Genomic DNA, 19,675 nt, shown 5'->3' on the forward strand with positions numbered 1-19,675 from the left:
CCTCCTATGTTTGATTGCTATATAGAGTCCTTCAAATAGGTATTTAACATCTCAACTATATCATTCTATGATATAGTTAGCCATTAAGTAAGGACTTAAGAAGGAAAACTATTTGTTTAATACTATAGGTGCTTTAGCGGATATATTTTTGTTCAGCTGAATAAAAATATTTGGTTCTGCACCTAATTGTCATTATCATTCATACGTACGTGTAACAGTACTTTATAGAACAAATAAAAAAGCCCCGACAGTCCGAAGACTGTTGGAGCTTTTAGGATACCGGCGGCCGGAATCGAACCGGCACGCCCTCGCGGGCACAGGATTTTGAGTCCAGCGCGTCTACCAATTCCGCCACGCCGGCAGGATGCTGACAACAGGCAATTCATTAGATAAGGCGGTAACCGGATTTGAACCGGTGATGAAGGTTTTGCAGACCTCTGCCTTACCACTTGGCTATACCGCCATCTTTAAAATTGAGTGTTGGGTTATTCTAAAAAACTGGGCTAGCTGGATTCGAACCAACGCATAAGGGAGTCAAAGTCCCTTGCCTTACCGCTTGGCTATAGCCCATAAATGAAAAAGGCGACTGATGGGGATCGAACCCACGTATGCCGGAACCACAATCCGGTGCGTTAACCACTTCGCCACAATCGCCGTAATGTAAAAGGTTAAATATAAAAATGGCAGGGATAGTAGGAATTGAACCCACACTAATGGTTTTGGAGACCATTGTTCTACCTTTAAACTATATCCCTATCAGTTTAGATGGGTTTTAAAAAAAAATGGTGGAGGGGGGCAGATTCGAACTGCCGAACCCGAAGGAGCGGATTTACAGTCCGCCGCGTTTAGCCACTTCGCTACCCCTCCAGTTGAAAAAAATGGTGGCCTGGGACAGAATCGAACTGCCGACACCTTGAGCTTCAATCAAGTGCTCTACCAACTGAGCTACCAGGCCATAATCGAACCTTTCGGTTCCGTAATGCTTGTATTAAAAAAATGGCGGTCTCGACGGGAATCGAACCCGCGATCTTCTGCGTGACAGGCAGACATGTTAACCCCTACACCACGAGACCGTTATAAAATTGTTCAATGGAGGTTAACGGGATCGAACCGCTGACCCTCTGCTTGTAAGGCAGATGCTCTCCCAGCTGAGCTAAACCTCCTAAATGACTCATGACCCGTACGGGATTCGAACCCGTGATACCGCCGTGAAAGGGCGGTGTCTTAACCACTTGACCAACGGGCCGAAACGCAATTTTGAAACGGAGAGTAAGGGATTCGAACCCTTGAGACAGTGTGCACCGCCTACATGATTTCCAATCATGCTCCTTCGGCCGCTCGGACAACTCTCCAAGTTGGCTCTTCGACACTCTCTTTTGTGTTTCTTTTTCATAGAAATCTATGGACTCCGCAAGCAGGATTCGAACCTGCGACATCATGATTAACAGTCATGCGCTCTACCAGCTGAGCTATTGCGGAATAATGATCAATGCGCGGCAGCGTCCTACTCTCACAAAGGGAAACCCTTCACTACCATCGGCGCTAAGAAGCTTAACTGCTGTGTTCGGCATGGGAACAGGTGTGACCTTCTTGCCGTCACCACCGCACATTGGTTCATCAAGAGAACGGTGTTCTCTCAAAACTGGATAGTGTTTTTCTCTTGCAACATCGTGTCGAAACCAAGACACCGTTTAAAAAATTGGTTAAGTCCTCGACCGATTAGTATTGGTCCGCTCCATACATCGCTGTACTTCCACTTCCAACCTATCTACCTGATCATCTCTCAGGGGTCTTACTCACTTACGTGATGGGAAATCTCATCTTGAGGGGGGCTTCACGCTTAGATGCTTTCAGCGTTTATCCCGTCCACACATAGCTACCCAGCGATGCTCTTGGCAGAACAACTGGTACACCAGCGGTGTGTCCATCCCGGTCCTCTCGTACTAAGGACAGCTCCTCTCAAATTTCCTGCGCCCGCGACGGATAGGGACCGAACTGTCTCACGACGTTCTGAACCCAGCTCGCGTACCGCTTTAATGGGCGAACAGCCCAACCCTTGGGACCGACTACAGCCCCAGGATGCGATGAGCCGACATCGAGGTGCCAAACCTCCCCGTCGATGTGGACTCTTGGGGGAGATAAGCCTGTTATCCCCAGGGTAGCTTTTATCCGTTGAGCGATGGCCCTTCCATGCGGAACCACCGGATCACTAAGCCCGACTTTCGTCCCTGCTCGACTTGTAGGTCTCGCAGTCAAGCTCCCTTCTGCCTTTACACTCTACGAATGATTTCCGACCATTCTGAGGGAACCTTTGGGCGCCTCCGTTACCTTTTAGGAGGCGACCGCCCCAGTCAAACTGCCCACCTGGCATGGTCCTCTCGCCCGATGAGGGCGACGAGTTAGAAACTCCGTACATCAAGGGTGGTATCCCACCGACAGCTCCACAGAGGCTGGCGCCCCTGCTTCTCAGCTTCCCACCTATCCTGTACATGATGCACAAAGTTCCAATACCAGGCTACAGTAAAGCTCCATGGGGTCTTTCCGTCTTGTCGCGGGTAACCTGCATCTTCACAGGTATTATGATTTCACCGGGTCTCTTGCCGAGACAGCGCCCAAGTCGTTACGCCTTTCGTGCGGGTCGGAACTTACCCGACAAGGAATTTCGCTACCTTAGGACCGTTATAGTTACGGCCGCCGTTTACTGGGGCTTCAATTCTGAGCTTCGCTCGAGAGCTAACCCATCCTCTTAACCTTCCAGCACCGGGCAGGCGTCAGCCCCTATACGTCATCTTTCGATTTAGCAGAGACCTGTGTTTTTGATAAACAGTTGCTTGGGCCTATTCACTGCGGCTGACCAAATGGTCAGCACCCCTTCTCCCGAAGTTACGGGGTCATTTTGCCGAGTTCCTTAACGAGAGTTCACTCGCACACCTTAGGATTCTCTCCTCGACTACCTGTGTCGGTTTGCGGTACGGGCCGTTTGTTTCTCACTAGAAGCTTTTCTTGACAGTGTGACATCAGGAACTTCGGTACTTAATTTCCCTCCCCATCACAACTTGTCCTTAGAGAAGCAAGCATTTGACTCGCTTCAAGACTTGTTGCTTGGACGCACATATCCAACAGTGCGTATTCCTTAGCCTACTGTGTCCCTCCATTGCTCAAACAAAACAAACGGGTACAGGAATCTCAACCTGTTATCCATCGTCTACGCCTATCGGCCTCGACTTAGGTCCCGACTAACCCTGGGAGGACGAGCCTTCCCCAGGAAACCTTAGTCATTCGGTGGACGGGATTCTCACCCGTCTTTCGCTACTCATACCGGCATTCTCACTTCTAAGCGCTCCACCAGTCCTCACGGTCTAGCTTCGACGCCCTTAGAACGCTCTCCTACCATAGAACCTAAGTTCTATCCACAGCTTCGGTGTTATGTTTAGCCCCGGTAAATTTTCGGCGCAGGGTCACTCGACTAGTGAGCTATTACGCACTCTTTAAATGATGGCTGCTTCTGAGCCAACATCCTAGTTGTCTAAGCAACCCCACATCCTTTTCCACTTAACATAAACTTTGGGACCTTAGCTGGTGGTCTGGGCTGTTTCCCTCTCGACTACGGATCTTATCACTCGTAGTCTGACTCCCGGATATAAATCAATGGCATTCGGAGTTTATCTGAATTCGGTAACCCGAGAAGGGCCCCTAGTCCAAACAGTTGCTCTACCTCCATGATTCTTATTCCGAGGCTAGCCCTAAAGCTATTTCGGAGAGAACCAGCTATCTCCAAGTTCGATTGGAATTTCTCCGCTACCCACACCTCATCCCCGCATTTTTCAACATACGTGGGTTCGGTCCTCCAGTGCGTATTACCGCACCTTCAACCTGGACATGGGTAGATCACTTGGTTTCGGGTCTACGACCACATACTCATTCGCCCTATTCAGACTCGCTTTCGCTACGGCTCCGTCTCATCGACTTAACCTCGCATGGGATCGTAACTCGCCGGTTCATTCTACAAAAGGCACGCTATCACCCATTAACGGGCTCTAACTACTTGTAAGCACACGGTTTCAGGTGCTGTTTCACTCCCCTTCCGGGGTTCTTTTCACCTTTCCCTCACGGTACTGGTTCACTATCGGTCACTAGGGAGTATTTAGCCTTGGGAGATGGTCCTCCCGGATTCCGACGGAATTTCTCGTGTTCCGCCGTACTCAGGATACTGATCAGAGTGAACGGGGTTTCAGTTACGGGGCTTTTACCCTCTTTGGCGGACCTTTCCAGGTCGCTTCTCTTACACCGTTCATTTATGACTCTATGTGTTCAGTCCTACAACCCCAGAAAGCAAGCTTTCTGGTTTGGGCTTTTCCCGTTTCGCTCGCCGCTACTCAGGGAATCGAATTTTCTTTCTCTTCCTGCAGGTACTTAGATGTTTCAGTTCTCTGCGTCTACCTCTACGGACCTATGTATTCAGTCAGCAGTAACACCCTATCAAAGGTGCTGGGTTTCCCCATTCGGAAATCTCTGGATCACAGCTTACTTACAGCTCCCCAAAGCATATCGGCGTTAGTCCCGTCCTTCATCGGCTCCTAGTGCCAAGGCATCCACCGTGCGCCCTTATTAACTTAACCTATGGTCGTTGTTAATAGCGATCCAACATCAATTGATGCGAATCGTAAAAAATAAAACGCGGTTTTTACTTGGTTTCTTACTTTGTTACAATTGTTAAACACTATCCAGTTTTCAAAGAACAACATTTTTGATGCATTGAGAAGATTAGACCTCTCAAAACTGAACAAAGCCAAAACGAATGTGTGAGGTTCCGTAATATTCCTTAGAAAGGAGGTGATCCAGCCGCACCTTCCGATACGGCTACCTTGTTACGACTTCACCCCAATTATCTATCCCACCTTAGGCGGCTGGCTCCTTTGCAGGTTACCTCACCGACTTCGGGTGTTACAAACTCTCGTGGTGTGACGGGCGGTGTGTACAAGACCCGGGAACGTATTCACCGCGGCGTTCTGATCCGCGATTACTAGCGATTCCGGCTTCATGCAGGCGAGTTGCAGCCTGCAATCCGAACTGAGAATGGCTTTAAGAGATTAGCTTGACCTCGCGGTCTTGCGACTCGTTGTACCATCCATTGTAGCACGTGTGTAGCCCAGGTCATAAGGGGCATGATGATTTGACGTCATCCCCACCTTCCTCCGGTTTATCACCGGCAGTCTCACTAGAGTGCCCAACTGAATGCTGGCAACTAGTAATAAGGGTTGCGCTCGTTGCGGGACTTAACCCAACATCTCACGACACGAGCTGACGACAACCATGCACCACCTGTCACTTTGTCCCCGAAGGGAAAGCTCTATCTCTAGAGTGGTCAAAGGATGTCAAGACCTGGTAAGGTTCTTCGCGTTGCTTCGAATTAAACCACATGCTCCACCGCTTGTGCGGGTCCCCGTCAATTCCTTTGAGTTTCAGCCTTGCGGCCGTACTCCCCAGGCGGAGTGCTTAATGCGTTAGCTGCAGCACTGAGGGGCGGAAACCCCCCAACACTTAGCACTCATCGTTTACGGCGTGGACTACCAGGGTATCTAATCCTGTTTGCTCCCCACGCTTTCGAGCCTCAGCGTCAGTTACAGACCAGAGAGTCGCCTTCGCCACTGGTGTTCCTCCACATATCTACGCATTTCACCGCTACACGTGGAATTCCACTCTCCTCTTCTGCACTCAAGTTCCCCAGTTTCCAATGACCTTCCCCAGTTGAGCTGGGGGCTTTCACATCAGACTTAAAGAACCGCCTGCGCTCGCTTTACGCCCAATAAATCCGGACAACGCTTGCCACCTACGTATTACCGCGGCTGCTGGCACGTAGTTAGCCGTGGCTTTCTGGTTAGATACCGTCAGGGGATGAGCAGTTACTCTCATCCTTGTTCTTCTCTAACAACAGAGTTTTACGATCCGAAAACCTTCTTCACTCACGCGGCATTGCTCCGTCAGACTTTCGTCCATTGCGGAAGATTCCCTACTGCTGCCTCCCGTAGGAGTCTGGGCCGTGTCTCAGTCCCAGTGTGGCCGATCACCCTCTCAGGTCGGCTACGTATCATTGCCTTGGTGAGCCATTACCTCACCAACTAGCTAATACGCCGCGGGTCCATCCATAAGCGGTAGCCGAAGCCACCTTTCATCCAACGATCAGGAGATCACTGGAATTATGCGGTATTAGCAGCCGTTTCCGGCTGTTATCCCCCACTTATGGGCAGGTTACCCACGTGTTACTCACCCGTCCGCCACTCTTCTTCTCTGGTGGGTGCAAGCACCCGGTAGAAAAGAAGCGTTCGACTTGCATGTATTAGGCATGCCGCCAGCGTTCGTCCTGAGCCAGGATCAAACTCTCATAAAAGTTGGTTTTGTCCGTTAGAACTTCACCCTTTTAATGATGCTTGAAGCTCATTAATTGACTTGCTAGCGAAATTTCTTTCACTTTGTTTCTGTTGGTTTAACCCTTGGTTAAACCACCTTACACATTTGGTTCGTTTTGCTTTGTTCAGTTTTCAAAGGTCTAATTTGGTTGCGTTGTCGTTTTGACAACTTCTAAATATTACCAGAAGCTGACTTGCTTGTCAACAGCTTTTGTATAAAAAGTTTTTTTAATGGATAAATATCCAAAAGAGTTGTTTCAGCCAGTTAAACTTGTGACTTCCAATAGTTTAGCATAACTGTTTACCTTCTGTCAAAGCTTTTTATTATCTTTTAAATTTATTTTTCTGTAACCACTTGCATCGTTAACCTAACGACAACAATTACTATACCAACATTTTAAGATTTGGTCAACAATAATATCGTTATTTTAGCAATTGTTTTTAAAAACGAACGTTAAAATAAAACACAGCTTTAATTAGCGTATATATATACAAACAAAAATGAATAAAGGAACTTTCCTCAGAACCTATCTCCTTATCGTTCGTATTACCAAATTCAATCCTAATAAGAAAAGAGTTTTAAAGAAAAATCTTTTCTTTAAAACTCTTTTCTTTACTTCAGTTTATAAACAATAGCTTCATATGGCCGTAGTACTAAATCAGTCAAGTCCACTGAGCTATCTGAATAATTACTGCTAATAACGGAAGCAGCTTTACGTGTTTTATCTTGATAAGTAACTATTGACTCATAGAAATTAATTACAATCAGCCATGTCTCGCTCTCATAACTACGTTCATAAACGTAAAGTTGTGGATCTTCAGGCAACAATTCTTGATAATCTCCCCAAATAACGAGTTCATGCTCTTTACGCAGCTGAATCAATTTTTGGTAATGTTCAAAAATCGAACTTGTTTGGTGCCGATCAGCTGCTACATTTAAGGTTTGGTAATTGGGGTTTAACGCTAACCATGGTGTCCCCGTTGTAAAACCTGCATTCACGGAATCATCCCATTGCATTGGACGCCTAGAGTTATCGCGACCTTTTTTGTTGATGGAAGCTAAAATATTCTCGGGATCATATCCTTCTGCTATACGTTCATGGTACATGTTTTTGCTTTCAATATCATCAATCTCTTCTATAGAAGAAACCGCTGTGTTCGTCATCCCGATTTCTTCTCCTTGGTAAATATAAGGCGTTCCTTTCAGCAAGTGTAAAAATGTTGCAAACATTTTTGCCGAAACGACTCGGTATTCATCTGAATCGTTGCCCCAATTGGAAACGATGCGGGGAATATCATGGTTGTTCCAAAAGAGGCTATTCCAGCCGCTGTCTCCCAATTCCGTTTGCCATTTGGTAAACACTGCTTTTAGCTCAATAAAATCCAACGGTTTAGTATCCCATTTTGGTTTGTCTGGATATTGATCTAAACCGATGTGCTCAAACTGAAAGACCATGGACAATTCTTTACGCAACGGATCCGAATACAACTTCGCGATTTCTGGCGTTGCTCCCCAAGTCTCACCTACTGTTAATACATCGTAATTGCCGAATGTCTGTTGATACATTTCTTGCAAGTACTCGTGCAGTTTAGGTCCATTAGTGGTAATGAGCTCGTCGGGTACTTTTCCAATGGTGTCAATTACATCCATCCGGAAACCACCGATGCCTTTCTTCAGCCAAAAATTCATCATACTCCAAATGTATTCCCGGACTTCAGGATTTTCCCAATTTAAATCGGGTTGCTTTTTACTGTAGAGATGCAAATAATATTGACCGGAATTTTCATCAAATTCCCAAGCCGGACCGCTGAAAACCGATAATAATTCATTCGGCAATCCGCCGTCTTCAGCTGGATCCCGCCAAATATAGAAATCACGGAACGGATTATCCCGTCCTTTTAAAGCTTCAACAAACCATGGGTGTTCATCAGAAGTATGATTGACCACTAAATCCATCACAAGCTGGATCCCTCGTTGTTTTGCTTGTGCAATCAATTCTTCCATATCGGCCATTGTACCGAATTCGGGTGAAATAGCTTGATAATCGCTGATGTCGTATCCATTATCATCATTGGGTGATTGATAGACCGGACTTAACCAAATCACATCAATGCCCAATTCAGCTAAATAATCCAACCGTTGAATAATGCCTTGTAAATCGCCTAATCCGTCGCCATCACTATCTTGAAAACTTCTGGGATAGACTTGATAAACAACTGAACGATGCCACCATTTTTTTTCCATTGATTTAAAAACTTCCTTTCTGTTCTTTATGAGACCAGTTAGCGGCAGCAGTCAAAATATCTCGCACATTTAATTCGCTTGTATCCGTTACGAACAAATCTGCTGCTTTCATAGATTCTTTACTGCCTACTCCGACTGAAAACATTCCAGCTGCATTGATCGCTTCAATACCGGCTTCTGCATCTTCAACTCCAACACATTCATCTGGTCGTAAGCCCAATTGTTCAGCCCCTTTAATAAAGATCTCCGGATCGGGCTTGCCATGTGTCAAACTTGCCGGGTCTACAATCGTATCAAATAGATTTTCGATGCCCAGACGCTTCAGTATAATCGGGCCGTTTTTGCTGGCTGATGCCAGTGCTAGTTGGATATCAGCTGCTTTTAATTCTTTTAGCAACTCTGAGATACCTGGCAGTAAATCAGCTGGCGAAATATTTGTGATCAATTTTTTATAATCTTCGTTTTTCTCATTCGCTAAAGCTGTTTTTTCATCTTCGGTATAAGCCCTACTTTTGTTGCCATACTTCAAAATGCGCTCCAATGAATCCATCCGGCTGATGCCTTTCAGCTGTTCATTAAAAACTCGGTCAAAAGCAATACCCATTTTTCCACCTAGTTCTTGCCAAGCTAAATAATGGTATTCAGCTGTATCGGTCAACACTCCGTCTAAATCAAAAACAAATCCTTTAATCATTTACTTTGCCCCTCACTTTGTAAACTAATAAAACCCACAAATATACTGTTCTATTTGTGGGTTTTAGCACTTTACTGAATAGCTACTGAAACTTCATTAACTAATTCGACAATTTCTTCATATAACTTGATTTTCAGTGGTTCTCCTTCAATTAAAGCAACGGTGACGGTTTCTTTAGCAACTGTGATCTGCAGTAAACGTTCGCGGTATTTGATCATAAAGTTATACCCTTGCCAATTTTCTGGGCAAAATGGTTTAAACGACAATTGCTGATCGACCGTACGCATGCCCGCGAAACCTTGAATGATAGCTAACCAGCCACCACTCATCGAAGTGATATGCAAACCATCTTCCGTATCGTTATTGTAGTTGTCCAAGTCTAACCGTGCTGTTCTGGCGTATAATTCAACAGCCTTTTCTTTTTTTCCCAGTTCAGCTGCTAAAACAGCGTGGATTGCAGGAGATAGGGAGCTTTCATGCACGGTCATTGGTTCATAGAAATCAAAATTTCTCTGTTTTTCTTCCATTGTAAATTCATCATTTAAGTAATAGATTCCTTGCAACACGTCGGCTTGTTTAATAAAACAAGAACGCAATATTTTATCCCAAGACCAGTGCTGGTTAATAGGCTGTTCAGCGGCATCTAGAGATAAAACGGAACGCAAATCTTTATCTAAAAAAGTATCGTGTTGTACGAAGATGCCTAATTCTTCATCATAAGGTTCGTACATATTTTCAATAATTTCTTGCCAATGAAGCTTTTCTTCTTGCGTTACATCCAGTTCCTTTAATTTTACTGCCGAAACTTTTTTTAAATTGTCTAATGTATAGCGCAAGGTCCAAGTGGCCATTCGGTTGGTATACCAGTTGTTGTTAACGTTGTTCTCGTATTCATTGGGCCCGGTTACCCCATGGAGCATGTATTGACCGGCTCGTTTAGAATAATGCACTCGATCGGCCCAAAAACGGGAAATATTTACTAAGATATCGATACCAGCGGTCAACAGATAGTCTTCTTTACCGGTATAATTCGTATAGTTGTAAATAGCATATGCAATCGAACCATTCCGATGGATTTCTTCAAATGTAATTTCCCATTCATTATGGCATTCAACCCCATTAAAGGTAACCATGGGGTACAAAGCCCCTTTTAGTCCTTGCTGTTCAGCATTGTGAAAAGCACCCGGCAATTGCTCATGCCGGTATTTCAATAATTGTTCGGTGACCGATTCGTCTGCTACAGATAAGTACATTGGCACAATATAAGCTTCTGTATCCCAATAAGTAGCTCCTCCGTATTTTTCTCCGGTAAAGCCCTTAGGTCCAACGTTCAAACGAGAATCTTCTCCGTAATAAGTTGAAAACAGCTGAAAAATATTGAATCGAATGCCTTGTTGGCTTTCATCATCGCCTTCGATCCTCACGTCAGCTTTGTGCCAGCGTTCTTCCCACGCTGCGCTATGTTCTGCCTCTAAAACAGCAGAACCTTTAGCAATCGCCTTATCAAGCAGTTCCGCGGCTGCATTTTTTTGATTTTCCGGTTCTACATCGCGGCTGGTCACTACACTAACTAATTTGGTAACTTTCGCTTGTTCGCCTTTTTCTAATCCATAAACCAGTTCCTCACTGACCAGCATAAATCCATCAGCTGTTTGTCGGCTTTCTGGATTCTCAGCTAGTGTCTGCATCATCGTTGTCACTGTAAATTGTTCGATGTTGAAGAGATTGGGAATGGTTTTGGTCGTCAAATAGCTTTTTTCTCCTGCTACGCGTTCTATTTCCAACCAAAAATTTTCTTCATAATTGCTGTCTTCATTGGTCACATTGCCATCCATTAATGCTTTAAATGTAACGTTGGCTGATCCTTGCAAAACTTCAGCTTCAACTTCGATCACTGCTAGTTCTTTGATCGTTAGACTGACGTACCGTTTAAAGTGAAGTCGGATTTCAAGTTCGTCTTTGATCCATGTATAACCGCGAGACAAAATACCTTTTTTCATATCTAATTCGATTTCATAGTCTTTTATGCTATCTTTAGCTAAATCAACTTTGTGATCATTGATGTACACTTCAACGGGAATAAAATTGGTCGCATTGATCACTTTTCCGAAATAGTCCGGATACCCATTTTTCCACCAGCCCACACGAGTTTTGTCAGGAAACCAGACACCAGCGATATATGTTCCTAGATGGCTGTCGCCGGAATACCCTTCCTCGAAATTGCCGCGCATACCCATATAGCCATTTCCGATAGAGGTTAAACTTTCTTGAAGCCGTTTGTCTTCTTTTGTTAATGAAGTAGTTTTAATTTTCCAAGGATCAACCTCAAATAAACGCTTAATCATTCATTTTTCCTCCCAAGTTGCCAAATCCTTTATTTGGTATTGTCTTATCATTAAAACGGGTCTGGTAAAAAATCATTAAAATCATTAAAACGAGTCCAAGCGATTGAATCGTGAGCATAACCACCACATCAAACTGGACAACTGCAGATATTAAAGCCACTAAAGTCGGCAAGCCTATCGCATTTTCAATTATATTCACCGATTCTTTATACGTCTTAATGGATGAGAAAGAACTTTTTTTCGTTAGATACAAGAACACAGCCGAACCAAAGACAATAAAAATGGTACTGATAAGTAAAATACTGAACACCAACAGCATCAAAGAACCCACGACATACAGGCGATTCTGAACAAACCACTGCCGTGAAAGGGCTGCTTTTAATTTTTGAACGGAAGTTGCATTGCTCAAATCAAAATCCTTGGTGTATTGGATTTTCGAAACTGGCAGATCACCGTCTTTTAGATAGAATCCATTTTCGGAAAAAACAAGAGCATTTTCCGCTTTCAAGGATTGTTGAACTGCTGAATCAGACACGTTCACACTAACTATTCCATTATCCGTTATCCACTCAACTTCATTGTCAATTTGCAGCGTTCCAGCTGTAACAGCGGCTTGGTTTAATTCAGAAACAACTGATTCATCTATCAAACCAAAAGCATGAGGATAGCTCCCTTCAATTGGGTAATGATCCATTTTCACATAATTTAACGCGACTGGAATCATCAATAAGCCGTTCACAAAGAACAAAACAACAATGAGTTGAAACCAATTCAATTGATGGCGCCCTTTGAATGAACCTTTAGGTGTCCAAATGCTTTTAAAATAGTTTAATGGGAACTGATCTGTTTTCATTTCGTCACTTCTTTTCTTTATGAATTTCAATTGTTAATCGATATCGAATCGACTGTTTGATTTTGTTACTTTGATCAATGGAGCTCACGCAACGGTTATCCTTTTGTTCCTCCAGAGGTTAAGCCCGTTACAAAGTTTTTTTGCAACATGAAGAATAAAACGGATATCGGAACCGCAATCAAAATCGCACCTGCCGCAAATAAAGAAACTTTTTGGTTTTGCGGGTTGCTGATAAATGTCTGCAATCCTACTGCTACAGTGATTTTTTCTGGACTTCTGAGTAAAAAACGAGCTAGCATATAATCGCCAAATGGTGTCATGAAAGCCCATAGTGCTTGAACGGCTATCATGGGACGAACCAATGGTAAAACGATTTGCCAGAAAATTCGGAAATGTCCCGCTCCATCCAACTTAGCAGATTCATCCAATTCTTTCGGAACCGTATCAAAGTACCCTTTCATCAGCCATGTATTCATTGGAATACCGCCGCCGATGTACAGCATAGATAAGAACCAGAACTGGTCTAGTGCGCCCAACAGCAAGGCCATAACATAAAAAGCAGTCAAAGCAGCCATTGTTGGAACCATTTGAATCACCAAGAAAAACATCAAGCTTTTTTTACGGCCCATAAAATTGTAGCGGCTATAGGCATAACCCGCTAAAGTAATTAAAGCAACTTGAACGATCATTGTTGAAACAGCGACGATCAACGTATTTTTATACCACGTGCCATAAAGCGTTTCTGTAAATAAACGTCTGAAGTTATTCAATGTCCATTCAGCGTTAAAGTCAAGTGCAAAAGCCGTGATATTGCCTGATTTGAAAGCTGAACTGGCTGTAATTAGTAAAGGATAAATAATGATGATCGACAATGCGATCATAAAGAAGTAAGTAAAAAATTGATTTAAGATTCTGGAAGTTTTTTGAGATTTCATTTTTGTTTTCATCTTAAGCATCCTCCATATTGAAAGCTTTTGTTTTACGGAACACAAGCAACGAAACTGCGATAACAAGTGTAGAGATGATCAACGTGATTGCGGCAGCCATTGAATATTGCGGCGATGTGCCGGTCGTCAATTTATAAATCCACGAAATCAAAATATCAGTTGCCCCTGCTCCTCCTCCAACACTTCCTGGTCCTCCATCATTAAAGAGGTAAATCATTGAAAAGTTATTGAAGTTTCCGGTGTATTGTGTGATAAACGTTGGAGCTGCCACCATGAAGATCATCGGCAAGGTAATTTCTTTAAACCGTTGAATGGCACTAGCTCCGTCAATTTTAGCAGCTTCATACAAATCTTCTGGAATAGATTGCAAAATACTAGTGGTCATAACATAGACATACGGGAATCCTAACCAACCTTGAATCATAATAATGGCTACTTTTGACCATAAAGCACTGGTTTTCCAAGCAATTTGTCCGATTTCAACAAAAGGCAGCTGGTTAATCAGTGGCAACACTTGAGTATTAATAGCACCGATACTGTCATTAAACATATTCGAAAATGACAAAATAGTGATAAATGCCGGTACTGCCCATGGCAATAAGAAAATGACCCCAAAGAAGCGTTTGCCTTTAATAAATGCTTGGTTGCTGATAACTGCGGTAAAAATCCCTAATGTGATTTGCAGTGTTGTCGCACAAAGTGTCCAAATGACCGTCCAACTGAAAACTGAAGTGAAGGCATCACGATAAGAACTCAAAAATAAGATGTTGGTAAAGTTTTTGATGCCGACCCAGTCAATTAAATTTGCTGGCGGGATATGATAGAAATCGTAGTTGGTAAAAGCCATAAATAAGGTCACTAAAACGGGGAAGATGATCGTAAAAGCCATCATTAGATAAGCGGGTACGATCAATAGATATGGAAAACCATTATCGTAAACATTGTATAAAACCGTTTTGGCAGAAGTGTTGACTTTTAAGTCCTTATTCCAACGGTGTGCTACTCTTTTTGCATCGTAAATATTTAAAGCATAAAAAGCTAAAAAGATAACTATCAGAATCAGTTGCAGGGTCCCGCCAATCATAATAAACAAAGAGTGATCTTCAATAGGAGTGCTTCCCAATGTAATCAACCCTTTGATAGCGTTGGCACCAAAAATAATCATTTCATAAATAGACAGAAGAAAAATACTTAAGAATACGATTCCTTTAAACCTTTGTCCATTATAAAGTTGACCCATGCCAGGAATAATGGAATACAACATGGCTTTTTTTTCGTTTTTTACCTGTTGAGGTTGTGTCTGTTTAGACATCAGCTTCTCCTCCTCTTTTTCAAATTAACGCTTATCGGCAGAGAATAAATCATCCTCTGCCGATAAGGTACGTTCTATTGGAATCCTAGATTAATTCGTATATTTTTGTTCGATTGATTCGGAAATCAATTTCACTGAATCATCGGCTGATTCTTTAGGTGTTTTATTTCCTGAAGCAGCATCAAACATTAAGTTTTCAGCACCTGTCCAAACTTCAGCCATTTCTGGAATATTCGGCATTGGTTGGGCTTCTTGGTATTGCTCGATCACTGCCGTAGTCAATTCATCTTTTTGATCGGTAGCATACATACGAGATTCTTGGTTTGCTGGAATTTCATTTGTTTCATCATAAAATTTATTTTGATTTTCTGCAGTAGTAACATAGTCTAACCATTCTTGCGCAACCTCTTTGTTTTTAGAGTAGTTGCTGACAACCCAACCTTTTCCTCCGCCAAATGCTTGATATTCTTCTCCATTGTCTAAAGTTGGAATAGTAGCTACGCCGTAGTTGACACCTGCTTCTTTCAAATCAGCAGCTTGCCAAGGTCCGCCAATAAATGCAGCAACTTTACCAGCTAAGAATTGATCTGTAATAAAGGCATCTGAACTAGTGATATCTTTCATCCCTTGAGGCCAGACATTTTGGAACCAGTCCGTTGCATATGTGATAGCTTCAACTGCACCATCATTGTTTAAACCAATATCTGTAGGGTCTGTTCCATTATCTCCGAAGACATATCCGCCATACCCGGCGACTAAACCATAAGAGAAATAAAAGTCAGTCCATTTTGCTAAGAATCCAGTATTTTTACCAGCTTCTCCGGCAAAGTCATATTTTTCGTCTTTTGCCAACGCTTCAACATCTTTAAACGTTTCAGGAGCTTGATCGATTAAATCTTTGTTGTAGTAAAGAACTAACGTTTCAATAACGGCCGGCTCGCCAAAGATTTTACCGTCAATGGTTACTTGTGCTTTATCGGTATCATCGTATTGTTCTTCATTGCCTAACGTCACTTCAGCAATGTGGCCTTGTTGTCCTAAAGGTCCAATTCGGTCATAAGCTGACATCATAACATCGGGTGCGCTGCCAGCTGGTCCATCCAATGAAAGTGCTTCTAATTGTTCAAACATATCCCGTTCAGTCACTTTAATGGTTACATCGTGTTCTTTTTCAAAATCTGCTTTGATATCGTTAACGTAATCTACATATCCTGCATCAACGGATATATGTAATTCTCCATCAGCAGAACCGCCGCCGTTTGTTGATCCTGAATCTGATGATTCCGTTCCGCTTCCACCACAAGCTGCCAAAACCAAGGCACTTGCCGAAACTAAACCTAAGGCATATTTCTTCCAATTATTCTTCTTCATTGCTAAATCCCCCTTTGATGTATGTGCTGCTTTAGCTTACAATCTTATTATCATTGATTAACCGCTTTCTTGCAATCGTTTTCTTGTTGTTAGCGGTAACAAGATGCCTTCACTATCTCGTTGCGTTGAATTTAGAAACACCTGGTTTTTAATTTTCTATATTTTTGGCAGAGACAAGGTACATCTCTGCCAAAATAATTTTCTTTACTGAGAACTATATTTTTGTTCAATATTTTCCTGAATAAATTGAACAGCGTCGTCTGCTGCTTCTTTCGGCGTTTTATTGCCTGTTGCTGCATCAAAAATCAGCGTTTCTGCTCCTGTCCAAACTTCATTCATTTCTGGAATATTTGGCATTGGTACAGCTGAATTAAATTGTTCTATCACTGCCTGAGTTAATTCGTCGTCTTTTTCGCTAGCTGTTTTTCTTGCTTCTTGATTAGCCGGAATTTCAGAAGTCACTTCATACAACGTTTCGCTATTTTCAGCATTTGTTACATAAACTAACCATTCTTGAGCTAAGTCTTGGTTTTTTGAATATTTGCTTGCGACCCAAGCTACTCCGCCAGCAAACGGTTCATATTCTTCGCCGTTAGGTAACGTTGGAATAGTTGAAACGCCATAATTAACGCCTGCTTCTTCGTAACCAGCAGCCCCCCAAGGACCGTTAATGACTGCTGCAGTATCTCCATTTGTGAACAATTCGTTCATAAAGTTCTCAGAACTAGTTGCGTCCAACATGCCTTTTGGCCATACATTTTGATACCATTCGCTAATGTACGTAATTCCTTCAATTGCTTCAGGGGTATTCAAACCAATATCGGTGGGATCTGTGCCGTTCTCGCCAAAGACGTACCCACCATAGCCTGAAAGCAATCCGATATATTGATAAGCCGTTGTCCAGTTCGCTAAGAATGCGGTATTTGTTCCAGCTTCATTTTCAAAGGCATATTGATCATCTTTAGATAAAGCTTCTAAATCTGCAAATGTTTCAGGTGCTTGGTCAAGCAAGTCTTTATTGTAATACATCACTAAAGATTCAATAACAAATGGAGCTCCATAAACGGTATCTTCAACGGTTACTTGCCGCTGATCCAATTCATCGTATCGATCATCGTCTGGCAGTGTCACTTCTGCTAAGTGTCCCTGCAATCCTAAAACGCCTACTTTATCATAAGGAGCAATCAGCACATCTGAACCAATCCCTGCAGGACCATCTAACGGCAAAGCTTCCATGCCATCAAACATGTCACGTTCGTTGATCTCAATGGTAACATCGTGTTCTTTTTCAAATGCCGGAATAATTTCATTAACATAATCTGAGTATCTTGGATCTACATCTACTTTCAAAGTGGTAGAACCTCCAGCATCTCCACCGCTAGTAGATGTTTCTCCATCTCCTCCGCCTCCGTTACAAGCAGCCAACAACAGCAAAGCACTTGCAGAGACAACCCCCAAAGCCAACCTTTTCCATCCTTTATAAGCCATAATGAAAACCCTCCTTTTAAAGTATAATAAAATGAAATATCGAACTATACCTCTATTATCCAATAAAGAACTTTTTTCAGCAACCGTTTACACTTATGACTTGTTAAGCTTCCGAAATTCAGCTGGACCTTTTCCGTAAAAAAAGGACGATTGTTTGGAAAACAACCGTCCTTAAACAAATAATCGATTAACGATCTTTAAAAATAGCAAACCCGTTTTGCTTGATGGATAACAATTGATTGTCGACAAATGCTAAATGTCCGAACAGTCCTTCTGGTTTTTCAGCTAACGTTAATTCTAAGTCTTCTTCTCCTTGATTAAAGTAAGCGATCAACGTTTCTTCTCCTAAAATGCGCTTGAATCCAACAACTTGTTCTTCGTCACGGATATCAAACCAATCTAGTTGTCCGTAACTGAATAGTTTTTGGTGTTCTTTTCTAAAGGCAATCAACTCTTTAGTAAATGCCAGCATCTTCAAATCTTGCTTGGCTTCATCCCAAACCATACATTTACGGCAATCCGGATCATCGAATCCGTCCATTCCAATTTCCGTTCCGTAATAAATACAAGGCGATCCATTTTGAGCAAATGTGAACGCTAATGCTGATTTAACGGTGTCTTTATTGCCGGCACTAATGGTTAAAATACGTGCCGTATCATGAGAATCCAGCATATTGAACATCACTTCATTGGTTTGCTGGCGGTACAACATCAACTGCTCATTTAAACCTGCAACCATTTTGTGGGCTGTGATCCGTTTTTTCATAAAGAAATCTTCAATGGTTTCCGTAAAAGCATAGTTCATTACCGCATGAAACTCATCACCTTGCAGCCAGCTTTGTGAAGAATGCCAAATCTCGCCTAAGATATAAAAGTCTTCTTTCAAATCAGTCGTAACTTGGTAGAATCGTTTCCAGAAATGGTGATCAACTTCATTGGCAACATCTAAGCGCCAAGCATCAATATCGAATTCACGAATCCAATAGGCCGCAATCTCTAATAAATAATCTTGTACTTCTGGATTAGCTGTATTTAACTTTGGCATATGACCCGTAAAAGCAAAGGTATCGTAAGGTACATTGCCAACATTCTCCAATTCTTCCGTCGTTAAACTTTCGTCTAATTTCACTGGGAATTGGTGGATATGGAACCAATCAGCGTATTTGGAATCTGCTTCATTCTTGACGACATCTTCCCACTGATAAGAAAGCATGCCCATATGATTAAAAACTGCATCTAACATGATCCTAATGCCCCGTTTGTGAGCTTCATCAACTAATTTTTTAAACGTTTTTTTATCTCCAAAATCAGGATCGATTTCGAAATAATCCGTTGTGTCATATTTATGGTTGGAAGTCGCCTTAAAAACTGGACAGAAATAAATACCGTTGATACCTAAATCAACTAAGTAATCTAGGTTATCGATCACACCTTGTAAATCTCCGCCGTAAAAATCATCACGGGTCGGATGTTCTTTACTGCCCCATGGCAATGTGCCTTCCGGATCATTGCTTGTATCCCCGTTGGCAAAACGTTCAGGAAAAATTTGATACCATACAGTTTCTTTGACCCAATCTGGAGATTTGAACCGGTCGATTTCTTGAAAATACGGCATTCTGAAAAATGAATTAGCCGGTTCTAAATATTTTTCTTCATAAGGAAAGACTCCACGGTCGCCATAAAAAACTTCAATTCCGTCAGTACCTACGATATGAAAACCATAAGACAACCGTTTGAACTCTGCACCTGTTGCAATCATCCAATAATCGTGTATATCCGTACTGGCAAGCAGCTCCATGGGTGCATCATCTAAATACCATTTCTTAACCCCATGTAAATAAGGGTCCCCGCTAATAATTCCGACTTTTGCAACATCGCCTTTTTTAGTTCGTAAACGAATGTGCATTTCATCTTCTTTATAAAGATAAGCATACTCACTATCGGGCCGGTGTAAAATTGCTGAAGTTTCCATTGATTCTAATCTCCATCCTTAACAACCTATTGAGCTGTTTC

General features: G+C 42.6%; 9 protein-coding genes, 12 tRNA genes and 3 rRNA genes. All 24 read right to left on the reverse strand.

The window, feature by feature from the left end; translation table 11 throughout:
• Window positions 1-277: 277 nt before the first annotated feature.
• Window positions 278-361: transfer RNA gene (locus JHE06_RS06915), tRNA-Leu, on the reverse strand.
• A gap of 31 nt (window positions 362-392) precedes the next feature.
• Window positions 393-463 (reverse strand) — tRNA-Cys (locus tag JHE06_RS06920).
• A 35-nt stretch (window positions 464-498) separates the two neighbouring features.
• Window positions 499-570: transfer RNA gene (locus JHE06_RS06925), tRNA-Gln, on the reverse strand.
• An 11-nt stretch (window positions 571-581) separates the two neighbouring features.
• Window positions 582-654 (reverse strand) — tRNA-His (locus JHE06_RS06930).
• A 27-nt stretch (window positions 655-681) separates the two neighbouring features.
• A tRNA-Trp gene (locus tag JHE06_RS06935) sits at window positions 682-755 on the reverse strand.
• A 28-nt stretch (window positions 756-783) separates the two neighbouring features.
• Window positions 784-867, reverse strand: a tRNA-Tyr gene (locus JHE06_RS06940).
• A gap of 12 nt (window positions 868-879) precedes the next feature.
• Window positions 880-955, reverse strand: a tRNA-Phe gene (locus JHE06_RS06945).
• Between the two features lie 42 nt (window positions 956-997).
• Window positions 998-1,073, reverse strand: a tRNA-Asp gene (locus JHE06_RS06950).
• 17 nt (window positions 1,074-1,090) lie between these two features.
• Window positions 1,091-1,163 (reverse strand) — tRNA-Val (locus JHE06_RS06955).
• A gap of 11 nt (window positions 1,164-1,174) precedes the next feature.
• A tRNA-Glu gene (locus tag JHE06_RS06960) sits at window positions 1,175-1,246 on the reverse strand.
• Between the two features lie 17 nt (window positions 1,247-1,263).
• Window positions 1,264-1,352, reverse strand: a tRNA-Ser gene (locus JHE06_RS06965).
• 54 nt (window positions 1,353-1,406) lie between these two features.
• A tRNA-Asn gene (locus JHE06_RS06970) sits at window positions 1,407-1,479 on the reverse strand.
• 12 nt (window positions 1,480-1,491) lie between these two features.
• A 5S ribosomal RNA gene (gene rrf, locus JHE06_RS06975) occupies window positions 1,492-1,607 on the reverse strand.
• A 92-nt stretch (window positions 1,608-1,699) separates the two neighbouring features.
• Window positions 1,700-4,619, reverse strand: a 23S ribosomal RNA gene (locus tag JHE06_RS06980).
• A gap of 207 nt (window positions 4,620-4,826) precedes the next feature.
• Window positions 4,827-6,388: ribosomal RNA gene (locus tag JHE06_RS06985) — 16S ribosomal RNA — on the reverse strand.
• The 16S, 23S and 5S rRNA genes sit together here with 12 tRNA genes alongside, the layout of an rRNA operon.
• Window positions 6,389-7,020: 632 nt before the next feature.
• Window positions 7,021-8,652, reverse strand: coding sequence for a glycoside hydrolase family 13 protein (locus tag JHE06_RS06990; RefSeq protein WP_058918690.1), 1,632 nt, complete (start codon window positions 8,650-8,652; stop codon window positions 7,021-7,023).
• Window positions 8,653-8,656: 4 nt separating this feature from the next.
• The gene (gene pgmB, locus JHE06_RS06995) at window positions 8,657-9,346 is read right to left on the reverse strand and encodes a beta-phosphoglucomutase (protein WP_201088308.1); all 690 of its coding nucleotides are present in this window, start codon (window positions 9,344-9,346) and stop codon (window positions 8,657-8,659) included.
• 71 nt (window positions 9,347-9,417) lie between these two features.
• A complete protein-coding gene (locus JHE06_RS07000; RefSeq protein WP_201088309.1) occupies window positions 9,418-11,691 on the reverse strand; it encodes a glycoside hydrolase family 65 protein in 2,274 nt (757 codons plus the stop codon).
• On the reverse strand, window positions 11,684-12,544 hold the full coding sequence (locus JHE06_RS07005; RefSeq protein ID WP_058918693.1) for a DUF1189 family protein: 861 nt from the start codon (window positions 12,542-12,544) through the stop codon (window positions 11,684-11,686). Before JHE06_RS07005 ends, JHE06_RS07000 begins: the two co-directional genes overlap by 8 nt.
• Window positions 12,545-12,639: 95 nt before the next feature.
• Window positions 12,640-13,479, reverse strand: coding sequence for a sugar ABC transporter permease (locus tag JHE06_RS07010; protein WP_231726786.1), 840 nt, complete (start codon window positions 13,477-13,479; stop codon window positions 12,640-12,642).
• Window positions 13,480-13,492: 13 nt separating this feature from the next.
• A complete protein-coding gene (locus tag JHE06_RS07015; protein WP_201088310.1) occupies window positions 13,493-14,803 on the reverse strand; it encodes a sugar ABC transporter permease in 1,311 nt (436 codons plus the stop codon).
• Between the two features lie 90 nt (window positions 14,804-14,893).
• A complete protein-coding gene (locus JHE06_RS07020; RefSeq protein WP_201088311.1) occupies window positions 14,894-16,174 on the reverse strand; it encodes an extracellular solute-binding protein in 1,281 nt (426 codons plus the stop codon).
• Between the two features lie 204 nt (window positions 16,175-16,378).
• Window positions 16,379-17,662, reverse strand: coding sequence for an extracellular solute-binding protein (locus JHE06_RS07025; RefSeq protein ID WP_201088312.1), 1,284 nt, complete (start codon window positions 17,660-17,662; stop codon window positions 16,379-16,381).
• A 187-nt stretch (window positions 17,663-17,849) separates the two neighbouring features.
• On the reverse strand, window positions 17,850-19,634 hold the full coding sequence (locus JHE06_RS07030) for a glycoside hydrolase family 13 protein (protein WP_201088313.1): 1,785 nt from the start codon (window positions 19,632-19,634) through the stop codon (window positions 17,850-17,852).
• Between the last annotated feature and the right edge of the window lie 41 nt (window positions 19,635-19,675).

It is taken from the genome of Carnobacterium sp. CS13, assembly GCF_016653495.1.
Taxonomy (GTDB): Bacteria; Bacillota; Bacilli; order Lactobacillales; family Carnobacteriaceae; genus Carnobacterium_A; species Carnobacterium_A antarcticum.